14 protein-coding genes are annotated in these 15,405 nt (G+C 62.6%); 7 read left to right on the top strand and 7 right to left on the bottom strand.

Annotation, left to right across the window (positions count from 1 at the left end; all coding sequences use genetic code 11):
- Positions 1-45 precede the first annotated feature (45 nt).
- The 3 genes from CFB17_RS15075 to CFB17_RS15065 are packed head-to-tail and all read right to left on the bottom strand — an operon-like array spanning position 46 to position 2,944.
- The gene (locus CFB17_RS15075) at positions 46-837 is read right to left on the bottom strand and encodes an ABC transporter ATP-binding protein (protein WP_088562400.1); all 792 of its coding nucleotides are present in this window, start codon (positions 835-837) and stop codon (positions 46-48) included.
- Positions 831-1,835: an ABC transporter permease gene (locus tag CFB17_RS19695; protein ID WP_088562399.1), complete on the bottom strand. Its 1,005-nt coding sequence runs from the start codon at positions 1,833-1,835 to the stop codon at positions 831-833. The genes CFB17_RS15075 and CFB17_RS19695 overlap by 7 nt, the downstream gene beginning before the upstream one ends.
- Before the next feature lie 11 nt (positions 1,836-1,846).
- On the bottom strand, positions 1,847-2,944 hold the full coding sequence (locus CFB17_RS15065; protein WP_207762119.1) for an ABC transporter substrate-binding protein: 1,098 nt from the start codon (positions 2,942-2,944) through the stop codon (positions 1,847-1,849).
- Between the two features lie 139 nt (positions 2,945-3,083).
- Here CFB17_RS15065 and CFB17_RS15060 point away from each other — a divergent pair, with 139 nt between their 5' ends.
- The 7 genes from CFB17_RS15060 (at position 3,084) to CFB17_RS15030 (ending at position 10,365) form a co-directional block, all read left to right on the top strand.
- Positions 3,084-4,427: an NtaA/DmoA family FMN-dependent monooxygenase gene (locus CFB17_RS15060; RefSeq protein WP_088562398.1), complete on the top strand. Its 1,344-nt coding sequence runs from the start codon at positions 3,084-3,086 to the stop codon at positions 4,425-4,427.
- A 92-nt stretch (positions 4,428-4,519) separates the two neighbouring features.
- Positions 4,520-5,371 carry a substrate-binding periplasmic protein gene (locus tag CFB17_RS15055; protein WP_088562397.1) on the top strand — a complete coding sequence of 284 codons (852 nt, stop codon included), beginning with the start codon at positions 4,520-4,522 and terminating at the stop codon, positions 5,369-5,371.
- Positions 5,372-5,494: 123 nt separating this feature from the next.
- Positions 5,495-6,313: a substrate-binding periplasmic protein gene (locus CFB17_RS15050; protein ID WP_207762118.1), complete on the top strand. Its 819-nt coding sequence runs from the start codon at positions 5,495-5,497 to the stop codon at positions 6,311-6,313.
- Between the two features lie 65 nt (positions 6,314-6,378).
- A complete protein-coding gene (locus CFB17_RS15045; RefSeq protein ID WP_088562395.1) occupies positions 6,379-7,104 on the top strand; it encodes a DUF7168 domain-containing protein in 726 nt (241 codons plus the stop codon).
- 55 nt (positions 7,105-7,159) lie between these two features.
- A complete protein-coding gene (locus tag CFB17_RS15040) occupies positions 7,160-7,606 on the top strand; it encodes a hypothetical protein (RefSeq protein WP_088562394.1) in 447 nt (148 codons plus the stop codon).
- A gap of 201 nt (positions 7,607-7,807) precedes the next feature.
- The gene (locus tag CFB17_RS15035; protein WP_088562393.1) at positions 7,808-8,284 is read left to right on the top strand and encodes a MucR family transcriptional regulator; all 477 of its coding nucleotides are present in this window, start codon (positions 7,808-7,810) and stop codon (positions 8,282-8,284) included.
- A 245-nt stretch (positions 8,285-8,529) separates the two neighbouring features.
- Positions 8,530-10,365 carry a potassium transporter Kup gene (locus tag CFB17_RS15030; protein WP_243389905.1) on the top strand — a complete coding sequence of 612 codons (1,836 nt, stop codon included), beginning with the start codon at positions 8,530-8,532 and terminating at the stop codon, positions 10,363-10,365.
- On the opposite strand, the gene CFB17_RS15025 is transcribed toward CFB17_RS15030, so the two are convergent.
- From CFB17_RS15025 to CFB17_RS15010, 4 genes are all read right to left on the bottom strand, one after another.
- A complete protein-coding gene (locus CFB17_RS15025) occupies positions 10,362-11,891 on the bottom strand; it encodes a glycerol-3-phosphate dehydrogenase (protein WP_088562391.1) in 1,530 nt (509 codons plus the stop codon). The two genes, CFB17_RS15030 and CFB17_RS15025, sit on opposite strands and share 4 nt — an antisense overlap.
- A gap of 121 nt (positions 11,892-12,012) precedes the next feature.
- A complete protein-coding gene (locus tag CFB17_RS15020) occupies positions 12,013-12,690 on the bottom strand; it encodes a class II aldolase/adducin family protein (protein WP_088562390.1) in 678 nt (225 codons plus the stop codon).
- Positions 12,691-12,712: 22 nt separating this feature from the next.
- Entirely contained in the window at positions 12,713-13,780 is a 1,068-nt protein-coding gene (locus tag CFB17_RS15015) for a 2-hydroxyacid dehydrogenase (protein WP_088562389.1), read from the bottom strand.
- Positions 13,781-13,800: 20 nt separating this feature from the next.
- Entirely contained in the window at positions 13,801-15,393 is a 1,593-nt protein-coding gene (locus CFB17_RS15010; protein WP_088562388.1) for an FGGY-family carbohydrate kinase, read from the bottom strand.
- Positions 15,394-15,405 lie beyond the last annotated feature (12 nt).

The raw sequence follows: 15,405 nt of genomic DNA, 5'->3' as shown, positions 1-15,405 counted from the left end.
GGTCCTCTTCTCGTCTTAGATGGCCTGACCTTTTCCCCCCTTATGCTACCAGCTTGCATCCAGGCCAAGAAGGGCCAGGGCACGACGGCGTAGGCCATGCATGCGCTCGTCGCCCCGATGTCGCGGATAGGGAAGGTCATTGACGATCTCATCCAGGATGCGCGCGGGTCTTGGACTCATGACGACGATGCGCTCGGCCATGAAGATGGCCTCCTCGACATCGTGGGTCACCAGAAGGGCTGTGAAACCCTTTTCCTGCCACAGGCGCACGAGTTCGCTCTGCATCGAGAGGCGCGTGAGCGAATCGAGCTTGCCCAGGGGCTCATCGAGCAGGAGGAGGCGGGGATCGTTGACCAGAGCGCGGGCCAGCGAGGCGCGTTGCGCCATGCCTCCCGAGAGCTGGTGCGGATAGGCTTCCTTGAATCCCTCAAGGCCGACGAGTTGCAACGCCTCGTCGATGCGATGGCGCTGCGTGCGCAGCAGGCCGCGCGCTTCGAGGCCCAATCCGACATTGGCCCGCACCGTCCGCCAAGGATAGAGCGTCGGGTCCTGAAAGACCAGGACGCGCTCGGGGTCGGGATCGTTAATCGTGCGTCCGTCGGCGGTGATCCGCCCAGCCGCCGGCCGCTCCAGCCCCGCGGCCAGCCGGAGGAGCGTGGACTTGCCACAGCCGCTCGGCCCAAGGATCGCGACGAAGTTGCCCGGGCGCAGGTCCAAGTCGACATGGTCGAGGACCGGCAGGTGCTGGTCGCCCAGGGCAAAGCTGTGGCTGAGGCCCTGGACGCTGACGGCAAGCCCGTCCGCCACGGCTGGATTGGAGGCGGTTGATCCTACCATCGAACGAGACCTTTCTGCCAGGCGAGAAGTCGGTCGCGCAGCCTGAAGAGCAGGGCTACCAGGCCCGAGCACATCAGCGCCATCACGAGCAGGCCCGCGTACATGTTGTTGTAGGCAGCCCAGCCCTGCGCCCATTGCAGGTACCAGCCAAGCCCGGCCTTCACGCCCATCATCTCGGCGACGACGAGGACGGCGAAGGAGGCACCCAGCCCCATGAATAGGCCGACGAAGATATGCGGCATCGCCGCCGGAAGGGCGACCTTGAGAATGAGAAACCGGCTGTTGGCGCCAAGCGTGCGGGCAATGTCATAATAGGCGCTCGAAACCGAGGCTACGCCCGACCAGGTGAGAATCGCTACAGGGAAACCCGTGGCAAGCGCGATCAGAAAGACGCTGGCCGAGGCGCTCGTCGGGAAGATGAAAAAGGCCAGCGGCAGCCAAGCTGTCGCTGGCAGGGGACCGATGAAGCGCAGGATCGGGTGGGACCAGTAGTTCACCTTTGGCGACCAGCCCATGGCCATGCCAAGGACGACACCCGCGACGGCACCGATGAGATAGCCGCGTGCCAGGAGCCAGACCGAGCGCAGGACGCTCTCCCCTAGCCTTTGATAGTCCTCGAGAAAGACCTCAAGCAGGCTCTGGGGCGGCTGGAAGAAGGGCACGGGCAGGAGGGCAAGCTTGGCTGTTAAGATCTCCCAGAGGAGAAAGAGACCACCCAGGAGTGCAATCCAGGGTGTTCCCGTCCGCACGCGTTGGGCAAGGGGAGGCCAGAACTGGGCCAATAGGGCCGAAAGGAGGACGAGCAGGCCCAGCCCCGTCGCACCCAAGGCGAAGGCCAGGGTGTAGGGCCAAGCCTGCGCCTGCGGCCAACCGAACGTAACGGCGCCCAGCGCGAACCATATGACGGCTGCGAAGGTCGGTAGCGAGTAGCCTGCGGCAGCTTTAATGCTGGCAGGCGCTAGCGGCGCGCGGGCGCGCTCGCCATGGGCGATTGCCATGCAGTTTCTCCTTAGACGGTCAGGACGTCCGCATAGACGCTATCGGCGAATTTCTGCGGGTCGGTGCTGGGCTTGAAAACCTGGACCAGCTTCAACTCCTCGGCGTAACGCGCGATCTCGTCACGCAGCGAGACATCCGTCGGATGGTGATGGTGTGTCTGGCCCTTGAGCATGCCCACAATGTCCTCGACGGAAACGCCAGGCGTCTGCGACGCGAAATATTCGGCCACCGCTTGGGGGTGATCGAAGGCGGCCTGGTGGGCCTCGACCACGGCTTTGGTCAGGGCGGCTGCCGTTTCGCGGTCCTCACGGATGAGCGTGCCTCGAATGCCCAGGATGCAGCAGGCGCGGTTCGCATACTCGCCCGAGAGGTTCGAGGCCAGTTGGAAGAGCTTGCCGTTACTGTTCTTGAGGAAAATGTAGGTTCTTGGATCGCCCTCGGCCAAGGCGTGTGCCTCGCGCTTCTCGATGGCAATCGGGAGGAGATCTGCCGGATATTGCCGCCATTCGACGTCCGAAAGGGGGTCCAGCCCGTTCTTGGCCAGCATGATGGAGAAGAAGTTTTTGGCCGGACTCGCCATGTCGGCGACCGCGATCGTCTTGCCCTTGAGGTCGGCCAGCGTCTTGATGCCGGCCTCGCTGGAGGCCAGGAGCGCCATGCAGCCGCCATGGGTTCCAGCCGTCACCTTGACGTCGAAACCCTGTTCCAGCGCTTTCAGCCAGCGAAGCGCCATGCCGACGCCTGCGTCGGCCTTGCCCGTCGCGATCGCCTCGAGCAATTGGTCGGTCGAGTTGCCGAAGCTTACGAACTCGACGTCCAATCCATGCTTGGCAAATATGCCTTGCGTATAGGCAGCACCGATCGGCGAGATGCAGGTTGCTGCCGGCGACCAGGCGATGGTCAGCTTCTTGCGCTGGCTTGAAGGCACCGCGTCGGCGGCTGCCAGGGTCGGATGCAGGCAGAGTTCATCGGCTGCCCATGCAGGTGGCGTTGCGCCCAGGAGCCGGCCGCCGAGCACGCCTAGGGCTGAGCCGAAGCCGATGGCGCCGGCACTGGCCAGCAGGGCGCGGCGCGTGCCCGGTCTTTGCGACAATGAGGAAAAGGTCACGTGCGTCACTCCTCTAATTCGCTCAACCCTACTTAACTGATCGTCTTAGTCAATATTGACATTTGGCAATGGAACGGGCCTGCGGCATGATTCGTGTAATAAAGAGCCGAAAACCCCCGCATCCTTGAGAAATGGCCCCATGCCCAAGCGGATGAATCTTGGCTTCGACGTCTCCTACATCGCAATGGACGGGCGCTGGCGCACGCCCGGCTCATGGGTGGGCCGCACATTTCCCGACGTCGAGATGTATGAAGAGATCGCCCGCATTGCCGAGCGCGGCTGCTTCGATCTCATCTTTTCAGGCGACGGCACCGGCATTCCCAGCACGTGGGAAGGATCGACGGACACGGCCGTCGAATGGGGCATCACCTGGCCGCGCCAGGATCTCAATCCCTTGATGGTGGCGATGTCGAGGGTCACACGGCATGTGGGCTTCGGCATTACCTATGCCTCGACCTTCATGCATCCCTACTACGTGGCCCGGCTCATGAATTCGCTGGACCACATCACCGGCGGCCGCATGGCGCTCAACGTGGTCACCTCGACGCGGCTGGCCGACGCAGCCAATTTCGGCTTCGACGCCCTTATGGAGCATGGTGCCCGCTACGATCGGATGGAGGAATTCATCGAGGTCTGCCAGCGCCTCTGGGACAGCGTGCAGGGCGCCATGGTCTGGGATCGTGCGACGGGCCAGGTCGGTGATCCCGCCAAGGTTCGCCCCATCGACCATGAGGGCCGCTTCTTCAAGGTGAAGGGGCCGTTGAACACACCGCCCTCGCCACAGGGACGGCCGATTCTCGTTCAGGCCGGCGGCTCACCGCGTGGCCTGAAGGCGGCGGCCCAGTTCGTCGATGTGGCCTTCGGCGAGAATATGTCGCTGGATCTACAGGTCCGCCAGAGGGCGTCCCTGGACCAGGCGCTGTTGGCGGCGGGGCGGGATCCGGCCGGTGTCGGCATCCTTTGGCAAAAGCCGCTGATCGTCGCCGAGACCGGGGAGGAGGCACGCCGCCGCCGCGAGGCGCTTTTGACCATGATTCCGCGCGAGGGGGCAGGTGCTTATCTTTCCCACAATTCCGGCTACGATTTTGCCAGGCTGCCGCCTCGCTTCACCTTGCAGGCGCTAAACGAGGAGATCGCCGCAAGTCACGCCACGCCGGTCGGCATCGTCCACCAACTGGCACATCGCTTTGGCGCATCGACCGAGATGACGCGCGAGGAATTCCTGGATTACGGGCTACGTTACGCCACCCATTACGAGACAACGGAAGCCGGCTCGGCCAAGGAGATGGCCGATCATCTGGAGGAGGCATTCGAAGCGACCGGTAGCCGTGGTGGGTTTATGATCGGGCATCCGGTCGCGATGCCACGCGACTTGGTCGACCTGGTCGACTTTTTGATCCCTGAACTGCAGCGACGTGGCCGCTTCCGTCATCGCTATACGGGTGCGACTTTGCGCGAGACGCTTGCCGATACGCTGGATTGACAGAAGGGCGACGGCGCGATTGTTCCCTGAAACGACGCCTATCCGGCAAGGTCGTGACTTGTCGGCCTCATAACCCGCAGAAGGTTTCATTTATGTTTAAGCGTGCGCTGCTGTCCTGTTGTTGCCTGGCGATCCTGGGCACTCTGCCGGCTGAAGCTGGCTGTCTCGACGACATCAAGGCAGCGGGTGTCCTGCGTTCCGGCAATGGCGCCATGGGCCTGAAGCCCTCGGTCTGGCAGGGCGATGACGGTCAACTGCACGGTTTCGAATGGGAAATTTTCCAGGAACTCGGCAAGCGGATCGGCGTGCCCAAAGTCGAATACGAGGTGACCGACTGGACGTCCCTGATTCCCGGGCTCAAGGCGGGGCGTTGGGACATTATCCTCTCGGCCATGTCGGTAACCCAGGAGCGCATCCAGGGCGCCGGCATCGAGTATACGCGCCCCTATTTCATGCTCTACGACGAGGTGATCGTGCCGGGTAATTCGTCGATCAAAACGATGAACGATCTCAAGGGTAAGATCCTGGCGACGACGCTGGGCACCATGGACTCGGTCAATGCCCATGCAATGGTTGACGAGGGCAAGGCTGGCAGCGTCCTCGACTTCAACACGTTCGGCGAGCCATTCATGGCGCTCCAGAACGGCCAGGCCGATGCCGTGATCTTGGATCAGGGCACCTTCTATGGCCAAAAGGAGAACATGCCCGATCTGCGTGTCGTGGGCGATCCTATCTTCTACCATCCCAAGCCCGAATGGGCCGAGGCCGAGGCCAAGGCGCCCTATATTCTGGGCGGCACGGCGATCGGCGTGAGGCGCGAATGCGGCGACCTCTTGGAAGCGCTCAACAAGGCGCTGGCGGACATGGATGCCGATGGCACGCGCAAGGCCATCATCAGCAAATACGGCGTCTGGTCCGCGGCTCAGGAAAAAATGATGAAATAGGCCCGCCAGGCAGGGCGGCGGCACGATAGTTGCAACTCTTCGGGCATGGCGTCCCGCCGCCCCACCCTGACCAAGGTCGCTCCAATGGTTTTAAAGCGCGCTTTCCTGGTTGCCTGTAGTCTTTTGAGCCTGACATCGGCGTTGCCGGCCGTGGCTGGATGTCTCGACGACATCAAAGCGAAGGGCATACTGCTGTCCGGCAATGGCGAGATGGGGACCAAACCGTTTTCGTGGCAGGACGAGGACGGCAAGTATCATGGTTTTGAGTGGGACATGCTGCAGGAGATCGGCAAGCGGCTGGGTATTCCCAAGCAGGACTATGTCGTTACCGAATGGACCTCACTCATTCCCGGTCTCAAGGCGGCCCGCTGGGATATCATCCTCTCCGGTATGGCGGTCACACAAGAGCGGATCCAGGGAGGCGGCATCGATTATACCAACCCATACTTCATCTTCTATGACCGGGTGATTGTTCCCAAGGATTCGCCCATCCATTCGGTCGATGACCTCAAAGGCAAGATCCTGGGCTCCACCCTGGGCAGCATGGATTCGGTCAATGCCCACATGCTGGCCGACGAGGGCAAGGCTGCCAGCGTCCTTGACTTCAATACGTTCGGCGAGCCCTTCCTGGCGCTCCAGAATGGCCAGGTTGATGCTGTGATCATGGATCAGGCCACGTTGTTCGGTCAGATGCAGAGCATGCCCGATTTGCGCGTGGTGGGAGACCCCATTCTCTATCATCCCAAGCCTGAATGGGCGGAGGCTGAAGCCAAAGCCAGCTATAAGCTGGGCGGTGCCGCCATCGGCGTGCGTCGCGAATGCCAGGATCTGCTGGCGGCGCTCAACAAGGTGCTGGCAGATATGGATGCGGACGGCACGCGCCAGAAGTTCATTTCGGCCTACGGCGTCTGGTCCGACGATCAGGCCCACTTGATGAAGTAGGTCGTCGCTCGATTTGTCTGCCTGTCCGCTCTATGAAACGGGCGGGCCGACGAGGGGAGCCGATCTTGAACCAGAGCGACGAGCGGCAGCGCGTCAAAGCGCGGATCAAGGCGCTATCCTTAAAGACCATCTCGAATGGTTGCACAGAGGCCGAGGCAATGGCAGCGGCGGCCATGGTCGGCAAGCTCCTGGAGCGCTACGCGCTCTCGATGGAGGAGATCGACATTCGCCAGGAGGCCTGCGTTACCCGGGCCGTCACCCTGCGTGGTCGCCAGCGACGGCCGGTCGATGGCTGCATTCCAGCGATCGCCCGATTTTGCGACTGTCGGGTCTGGCTGCATCGCGATGCGACGAGTGCCCGCTACGTGTTCTTCGGCTTCGAAGCGGACACCGAGATGAGCGCCTATCTTTTCGAGCTGATCGAGCGTGCGATCGCCACCGAGCTCTCACTTTATCGTCAGCGGGAGCAGCACCTGGCCGGTCAGGCGCTGCGCCATGCTTCCCGGGCCTTCCAGCATGGCATGACCCTCCGCCTGGCCGAACGGCTGGACGAAGCGAGACTGGAGCGTGAGCAGCATCTTGCTGGTCTGCGCGAGACCGGGCAGGCGCTTATGATCGTCAAACAGAGTCAAGTCGACGACGCGTTCGCCGCCATGAATTTGCGACTGCGGCGCACGGCGCGCCGCCTGCCGGGCCAGGGTGACCCAGCCTTCCGGCATGGGCGCGTCTCGGCGGATCGGGTCAATTTGAACCGTCCCGTCAACGAGCGCCGTCGCGGCCTTCTATCCTGATGCGTCCGCTGACCGCTTTGCCATCGACCGGACGCAGCCTGGGCAAGGCCTTGCCGTGAGCGATCGCGATCGCCAGCGATCGCGTGTCTATGCCTGGGAAGAGGCCATCATCGTGCCACGGGATCGCTCAACAGTTGCCTTTGACAAGGCGCAGGGCATGATCGATGCGATTTGGCGGGAATGTGGTCTCGATTTTCCGCCGCGATCTCGTCTCCTACCTTCACGCGCCCGTTCCCTTCTCGGGCGCGCCAATCGCCTCGATCTTGAATTGCCCGCGACGTTTCCTTCGTGGGTCCTACTGCATGAGCTGGCGCATTCGATGAGCAGCGATCATGATGGTCGCAGTGACGGCCATGGCCCGGTTTTCCTTGGCATCTACGTCGCGTTACTCGTGCGTTACCTAAGGCTGCCTGCTCCATTATTGCATGACTCGCTAAGGCAGTGGCGCCTCGTGGTCGAAAAGGATGCGCGTCCGATCTTTCTTAATCAGAAAAGGGAGTAGTTCTCGCGTGCAACACATTGCACGAGGGGAAGGTCGCAGATCGACCGGCCTTGTTGTGACGTCAATCATTATTTATCAAACTTGTAGCGTCGATGACCTGTAAATATTGCTGGGCACTCTCTATCTTACCGTCAGCGACGGCGGGACCACCGCTATGCCTAAGCCCAAATTGAACGTCCAGCATTGCGAATGCAAAATCGAATGACCGATCTATCCAAGGATCTTCACGCTAACACCAGCACTATCGTGGCATCTTACGTTACAAACCACTCTATTGCCGCGTCCGAACTCCCAGCCTTGATCGAAAGCGTATTTCGCGCATTGAGCAATGCTGGCAATCCGGAAACTGTCGTTGTCGGCGAAAAGCCGCAACCGGCCGTGCCGATCAAGAAATCGATTGGTGATGACTTCATCATTTGTCTGGAAGACGGCAAGAAGCTCAAGATGCTCAAGCGGCATCTTAAGACACGTTACAACCTAACGCCGGAGGAGTATCGACTTCGCTGGGGTCTTCCGAGCGACTATCCGATGGTAGCCCCAGCCTATGCCGAGCAGCGCTCGGTTTTGGCCGTCAAGATCGGTCTTGGCCGCAAGCCCGGTCCTATCGATGGCGGCGTCGCCCAGAGCGAGACGGCACCCCGTCGGCGTGTAGCCGGGCGGCGCAAGATCGCCGCCTGAGCGGTCATCGCCTGTTGAGTCCAAAGGGCGGTCCGACTTGGTCGGGCCGCTTTTTTGCGCTTTGAAACCTCCAGCCTTACCCTTGTCTAACCAAACGGCCTGTCGCAGATGGAGCGGGCGGCCCGGCGACGGCGCCATTCGCGTCCGGGCTTGCAATGGATGAAGACCCGTGGGGGATCATGGACGACGGGGATTACAGCGCAAGATCGCATGAAGGCGCCGGCCAGTCGGGGGACTGGCGCAAGATGGGATTGGCTGCCCTTGGCGTTGCCTTCGGTGATATTGGCACGAGCCCGCTCTACACCCTGCGCGAGGCCTTCGGCCATGCGGGAGGCCTGCATCTCGATGCGGCGGGCGTCCTGGGCGTGCTCTCGCTCGTCTTCTGGTCGATGGTCCTGATCGTCGCCGTCAAATATGTCGTTTTGATCCTGCGCGCTGACAATCGCGGCGAAGGTGGCGTGTTGGCGCTAGGCAGCCTTGCCGCCCGTGCGGCGCCGAATAACCGGCTTTTGCAGGTGTTGATCGTCGGCCTGACCATTGCCGGCCTGACGCTCTTTTATGGCGACGGGCTGATCACGCCCGCTATCTCGGTTCTCTCGGCGGTCGAGGGCCTGAGGGCGGCGGCCCCGATGCTGAACTCCTATGTCGTGCCGCTGGCAGCGATCGTCCTCATCGCCCTCTTCCTGATCCAAAGCCGGGGCACAGGCGCTGTCGGCAATCTCTTCGGCCCGGTCATGCTGATCTGGTTCATAACCCTGGCACTCCTGGGAAGCCTGCAAATCGTCAAGGATCCGGCGATCCTGCGCGCCCTTGATCCACGCTACGCCCTGGATCTCTTCGTCGTTGATGGCTGGCAGGCCTTTGTTGCCCTGGGCGCCATCGTCCTGGCTGTCACGGGTGCCGAGGCGCTCTATGCGGACATGGGACATTTCGGCAAGGGTCCCATCCGCATCGCCTGGTTCGGTCTGGTATTGCCAAGCCTGGTGCTCAATTATTTCGGCCAGGGCTCGCTGGTCCTGGCGCATCCGCAATCACTCGATCATCCCTTCTTTTACCTAGCGCCCGATTGGGCGCTGTTTCCGTTGATCGGGCTGGCGACGTTGGCGACCATCATCGCCAGCCAAGCTGTCATCTCGGGCGTCTTCTCCCTAACCAGTCAGGCCATCCAGCTGGGCCATCTGCCGCGTATGACCGTCAAGCATACCTCGGCCGAAGAGGCAGGCCAGATCTATATCGCCCGGGTCAACTGGATCTTGATGACGGGCGTGCTTCTCCTGGTCGTGAGTTTCGCGAGCTCGAGCGCCCTTGCCTCGGCCTATGGCATTTCCGTGACCGGTGCCATGACCATTGATGCCGTCCTGGCGGCCCTCGTAGCCGCTTGGCGCTGGAAATGGGGCCTTTGGGCACTTTGGGTCTTTGGCGGCTTTCTCATCCTGGATGTCGCCTATCTCACCTCCAACATGCTGAAGATTCCGTCCGGCGGCTGGCTGCCTCTCCTGGTGGCGGGCGCACTGGCCTTCGTCATCGTCACTTGGCGGCGCGGACGGCGTGCCCTTCGCGATGCGCTCTACGGCCACGCTTTATCGATCCAGACCTTCATCGGCCGCATGGATCGACGTCTTATCCGCGTGCCGGGGACGGCCGTCTTCATGACCGCTAATCCCGAGGTCGTGCCGATGGCGCTCCTGCATAACATCAAGCATAATCAGGTGCTGCACGAACGGGTCGTGCTCATGACGATCCGTATCCACGACGTGCCCTATATCCAGCCCAGCCAGCAGATCCAGCTCGAAGATCTGGGCAAGGAGTTCTATCGGCTGATCGTCGATTACGGCTTCATGGATACACCCAACGTGCCGCGTGTCCTGGATCTTTGCCGCTTAAAACATCTCCATTTCGACCTGATGCGTACCTCGTTCTTCATTAGCCGCGAGACGCTTATTCCCACACCCAGCCCGACGCTGGGGCCGCTCGAATCGCGCCTCTTCATTGCGCTCTCGGCGGCCAATCAATCCGCAACGGTCTATTTCCAGATCCCGCCCGGCCGTGTCGTCGAACTTGGTACGCAGATCGAAATCTAGACCAGATTGGCTTGGCTGGGCCTGGCCTGCTCCATCTCCAGCCAGGTTTCGAAGGCTGCGCGTTCTTGCGTGCTCAGGTGCAAGCCGTGCTTGGTCCGTCTGATCAGGATGTCGCTCGCCGTTTGCGCCCATTCATGGCGCAGGAGGTAGCGCGCCTCGTTGGCATGGAAGTCACCGCCGAAATGCGGCCCGAGTTCGCCCAGCGATTCGGCGCCATTCAAGACAAGGCCGGCACGGGTGCCGTAAAGGCGGCACAGATGCAGAGCCACGCTCGCTGGCAGCCAGGGATGGCGGGCTTGGAAATCGCCCAGCCAAGCGGCAAAATTGGCATTCGGCATGTCGCCGCCTGGCAGCGGCGAGTCACGCGTCCAGGCCTGGCCCATTCTTGGGAAGAACGGCTTTAGCTTTTCGAGCGCATGCTCAGCCAAGCGCCGATAGGTCGTGATCTTGCCGCCGAAGATCGACAGGAGAGGTGCCTGGTCGCAGGCCGGCGCCTCCGGCGTGACGTCGAAGACATAGTCGCGGGTGACGGCGGATGGGTTGGCCGCATTGTCGTCATAGAGAGGTCGAACGCCGGAGAAGGTGCTTTGGATGTCGGCTCGTGTCGGCGGGGCTTGGAAGTAGCGGCCGAGCACGCCCAAAAGATACTCGATTTCCTCTGTCTCGATCCCTACGTCCTCGGGGCGGCCTTCGACCGCAACGTCGGTGGTGCCGATGAGCGCTTTGTCGCCCTCATAAGGATTGACGAAGATCACGCGTTTGTCGGTGTTTTGCAAAAGATAGGCATGGTCGCCCTCCCAGAACTTGGGTGTGATGAGATGGCTGCCTTTGACGAGGCGGATCTTTCGACTGCAGTTCGCCCCTGCGATACCGCTAAGGACACTCTCGACCCATGGCCCGGCGGCGTTGACAAGGCAACGAGCCTTTATTTGCCTTGTCGCGCCGGTGCGCTGGTCCTCGAGCGTCACCAGCCATCGGCCGTCATCGCGGCGCGCGGAAACCACCGCGGTGCGGGTGAGAACGACGGCCCCTCGCTTGTGGGCGTCCAGAGCGTTGAGGACGACGAGCCTGGCATCGTCCACCCAGCAGTCGGAATATTCGAAGGCCCGACGATAGTTCCTCTTGATTGGGCGGCCTTCAGGTGCATGCCAGAGATCGAGCTTGCGGGTGGGCGGCAATATCTTGCGGCCGCCCAGATGGTCGTAGAGGAAGAGACCCAGGCGCACGAGCCAAGCTGGGCGCTGCTCCGCGCTGTGCGGGAGGACGAAGCGCATAGGCCAAATGATATGCGGTGCCGTGCGCAAGAGGATCTCGCGTTCGATCAGGGCTTCGCGGACGAGCCGGAACTCGTAATATTCGAGATAGCGCAGGCCGCCATGGATGAGCTTGCCGCTGCGTGAGGAAGTCCCGGACGCGAGATCGGCCTTCTCGCAAAGTAGAACAGTGACGCCGCGTCCGGCCGCATCCCTGGCGATGCCAGCGCCATTGACGCCGCCGCCGATGACGAGGAGATCGACCTGATCCATCTGCACATGTCCGAAAAAATCGCGCTGCCCAAAACGGCGTGAGCGGGCAGCGTCGCCGGCTCGCTCATCCTTGCGGGCTCCATTTCGCTCATCGACCCCGGGAGGCCGCTCCGCAGTCGGTTCAGGCGGCCTCGGCTTTGTTCGTTTTGGGCTTCGGGCCGTAGTCCTTGAATCGCTCGATGACGTGCGCGATTTCGGCGTCGGGCAGGATAACCGGCCCGCCGATCGTGAGCGTCATGTAATATTGCTTGGCGATCGTCTCGAGCTCGACCGCCAGCCATTTGGCCTTCTCGAGGTCGGCGCCTGTCGCGATCATGCCGTGATTGGCCAGGAGGCAGCAGGTCCGCCCGTCGAGCGCCTTAAGCGCCAGTTCGGAGAGTTCCTTGGTGCCGTAGGTGGCATAGCCGGCACAGCGAATGTTCGGCCCACCCGAGGCGGCGATCATGTAGTGGCAGGCGGGGATTTCTTTGTGCGCCATGGCCAGCACGGTCGCATATGTCGAGTGCGTGTGGACGATGGCGCCGACCTCTGGCCTGGCCAGCATGATGTCGAGATGAAAGCGCCACTCGGAGGACGGTTTGTGCGGTCCTTCATAGGCGCCGTACGCGCCTTTGAAGGGCAGTTTCGCGATATCTTCCGGGTGCAGCTGGTCGTAGGGGATGCCCGAGGGCGAGATCAGCATGGCATTCTCGAAGCGCGCGCTGATATTGCCGGAAGTACCCTGATTCAAGCCCGAGCTGTTCATCCAGCGACAGGCGTCGATGATGCCCTGGCGCAGCGTCTTCTCGTTTTTCGACATAAGCGTGTCCTTGCCTCGGCCCTCAGGCCAAAAATGGATGGAGGGCCGGCTCTCCGGCCCAGAAGCGGCGCACTTCCTCCGCCACCATGCGGGCCGCGATCTTTACCGTCGTCGTCGAGGCGCCGGCGATATGGGGCGTGAGCGTGACGTTCGGCAGCTTCAGGAGTGGGGCGTCGGCCGGCACCGGTTCCTGCCAGAAGGTCTCAAGCATGGCGCCCCTGAGCGTCCCGCCCTTAAGCGCCACATAGAGATCGTCATAGTTCACCATGGGTCCGCGCGCGGTATTGATGAACCAGGCGGACGGCTTCATGGCGGCGAATGCTGCCTTGTTCATGAAGCCCCTTGTCTCGTCGGTGACCCGGGCGTGCAGGCTGACGATATCGGAAGCTGCCAGCAGGTCATGGAGGTTGACCATCGCGATCCCTGCAGCCCGGTCGATGTCATCCAACTGCTTGTAGGGATCGGCGACCAGGATGCGGCAGCCAAAGGGGGCAAGAAGCTTGGTCACGCGGCAGCCGACCTCGCCATAGCCGATGAGGCCCACCGTGCATTCCGAAAGCTCTGGTCCCGTCGTGTCGGCACGGTAGAGATCGCCTCGCCAGACGCCCTCCCGGAGTGCTTCGTGCCCGGCACGGATGAGCCTGGTCTCGGCCAGGATGGCGCCGATCGTGAACTCTGCCACGGCCGAGGCATTGCGCCCTGGACAGTTGACCAGGCGGACACCTGCTTTTCTACAGGCGGCGGCGTCGATATTGACGGGGCCGCCGCGGCTGACGGCGATCAGCTTGAGCTGCGGCAATCGTTCGAGCATGGGCCGCGTGATCGGGGCCAGATGGGTGATCAGGACGCCGGCATCGCCGATGAAATCTGCGATTGCGTCGGGCTCGCCCACATATTCGCGGAGGTTCTCGAGCCCGGACGCGCTGCTGCCGCCAGCATAGCCGTGATGCATCGAGGAATCCGGCCAATCCAACTCCAACGCCCTGATGTGAACGGGCTCGCCGCCGGCCGCTTCGAGCGCCGTCTTGAAGGCAGCTGGCAGCATGAATCGGTCGCCGATGATCGCGACCTGTTTTTCCTCAATCGCCATGGCGTGGCGTTCCTCCCTGGTCAGACGGCGGCACGGAGCGGCTGGTTGGCTGGCGCAGCGGCTTCACGCGCGGCCGCGAGGCGATGCCAGAGCGGTGCCGCCGCCAGACGTGTTTCACGGTAAAGCTCGAAGAATTGCCGGTAGCACGGAACGAGCTCCGGATCGGGTTCGACACGACCGCCCAAGCAAGGCGTGACCCAGATGCGGGCCGCCGCGGCCATGTCCGGAAAGACGCCCTGACCCACCGCCGCCATCATGGCGGCTCCGGCGGCCCCGGCCTCACCGCGCGTCGATTCGCGGAGCGGTCGCTCCAGGACGCTGGCGAGGATGGTTTTGAATGCCCGGCTGCGCGACGCGCCGCCGGCTACGCGGATCTCGGCGGGCAGGGGGCCGATTGCCGCGTGGCAATCGCGACTGGCAAAGGCCAAGCCCTCATACACCGAGCGCAGCAGTTCCGGCAGCCCCACCTCCATTGTGAGGCCGGTCAGCATGGCGCGCGCCCGACTGTCGAGGAACGGTCCACGCTCGCCGGCAGCGTGGATATAGGGATGATAGATGGCCGACGCCGGACGGCTGGCGGCTACCGAGGCATCCAGCAGGCCAAGCAGCCGGTTGCGATCGGCCGTTACGCCGGAAAAGGTCAGGGCATCCGTCGCCAGGCGCAGCACCCAGTCGATGTTGAGCGTCCCCGACATGTTGGTCTGCAGACGAGCCACATGCCCTTGAATGGGGAAAGGGATGATGTAGCCCGAGGGCGTGCTGCCGGGATCTATGCCTTGCACATTCTTAACAAGCTGCATGTGCATGCCCGTCGAGCCCACGACGGTCATGCCGACGTCGCCCAATTCGTCGTAGAGGCCGCCGCCCAAGGCCGTGCAGACGATGTCGACATAGGCAAGCGTGATCGGCGTGCCGGCCCGCAAGCCGGTCAAGCGCGCAGCCTCCGCCGTGATCGGGTTCGACGTCCGCGTGCCGTCGATCGGGTCTGGCAGCAGATGGCGGAGCGGTCCCAGGCCGAAGAGCTCAATCAAGGGCTGACTGTAGCTACTGGTGCGAAAATCGCCGAAAGTGAACGTTGCCTCGGAGACGTCCGTAGCGACGATTCCGGTCAACTTGAGATAGAGCCAGTCCTTTGGGTGGAACGCCGTGACTGCCTGGCGAAGGACGTCGGGTTGATATCGCTGCATCCAGGCCAGCTGACTGCTGGAGTTGCACGGTGTGACGCCGCAGCCGGTGATCTGGAATGCTCGATCGCGCGTGCCATCGCCGACCCAGCCCTCGACGAGCCCGGCCGCCCGGCTGTCCAGCCAGAGCCAACCTTTGCCGACCGGCTGGCCTTCCGCATCGATCAGCCACGTGCCGTCACCCTGGCCTGTCACGGCCACCGTTATGGTTCTCGCGGCCAGGTCCGGCATGCGCTCCGTGAGCTCGGCAAGTACGGCCGCCGTATCCTTCCAGGTCCGCCCCATATCCTGTTCGACGCCGCCATCCTCCCGGCTCTCGTAGCAGTTGGCCCGCGCGGCCATGGCGATCTCGCGGCCCATGAGGTCGAAGACCACGGCCTTGATGACGGAGGTGCCGGCGTCGATGCCAATGATGAGGTCCCCTTGCATGGCGTCGGCTCC

Origin of the sequence: Arboricoccus pini (assembly GCF_900187945.1) — a bacterium.
Taxonomy (GTDB): Bacteria; Pseudomonadota; Alphaproteobacteria; order Geminicoccales; family Geminicoccaceae; genus Arboricoccus; species Arboricoccus pini.
This window is presented reverse-complemented; position numbering and strand designations above follow the sequence as displayed.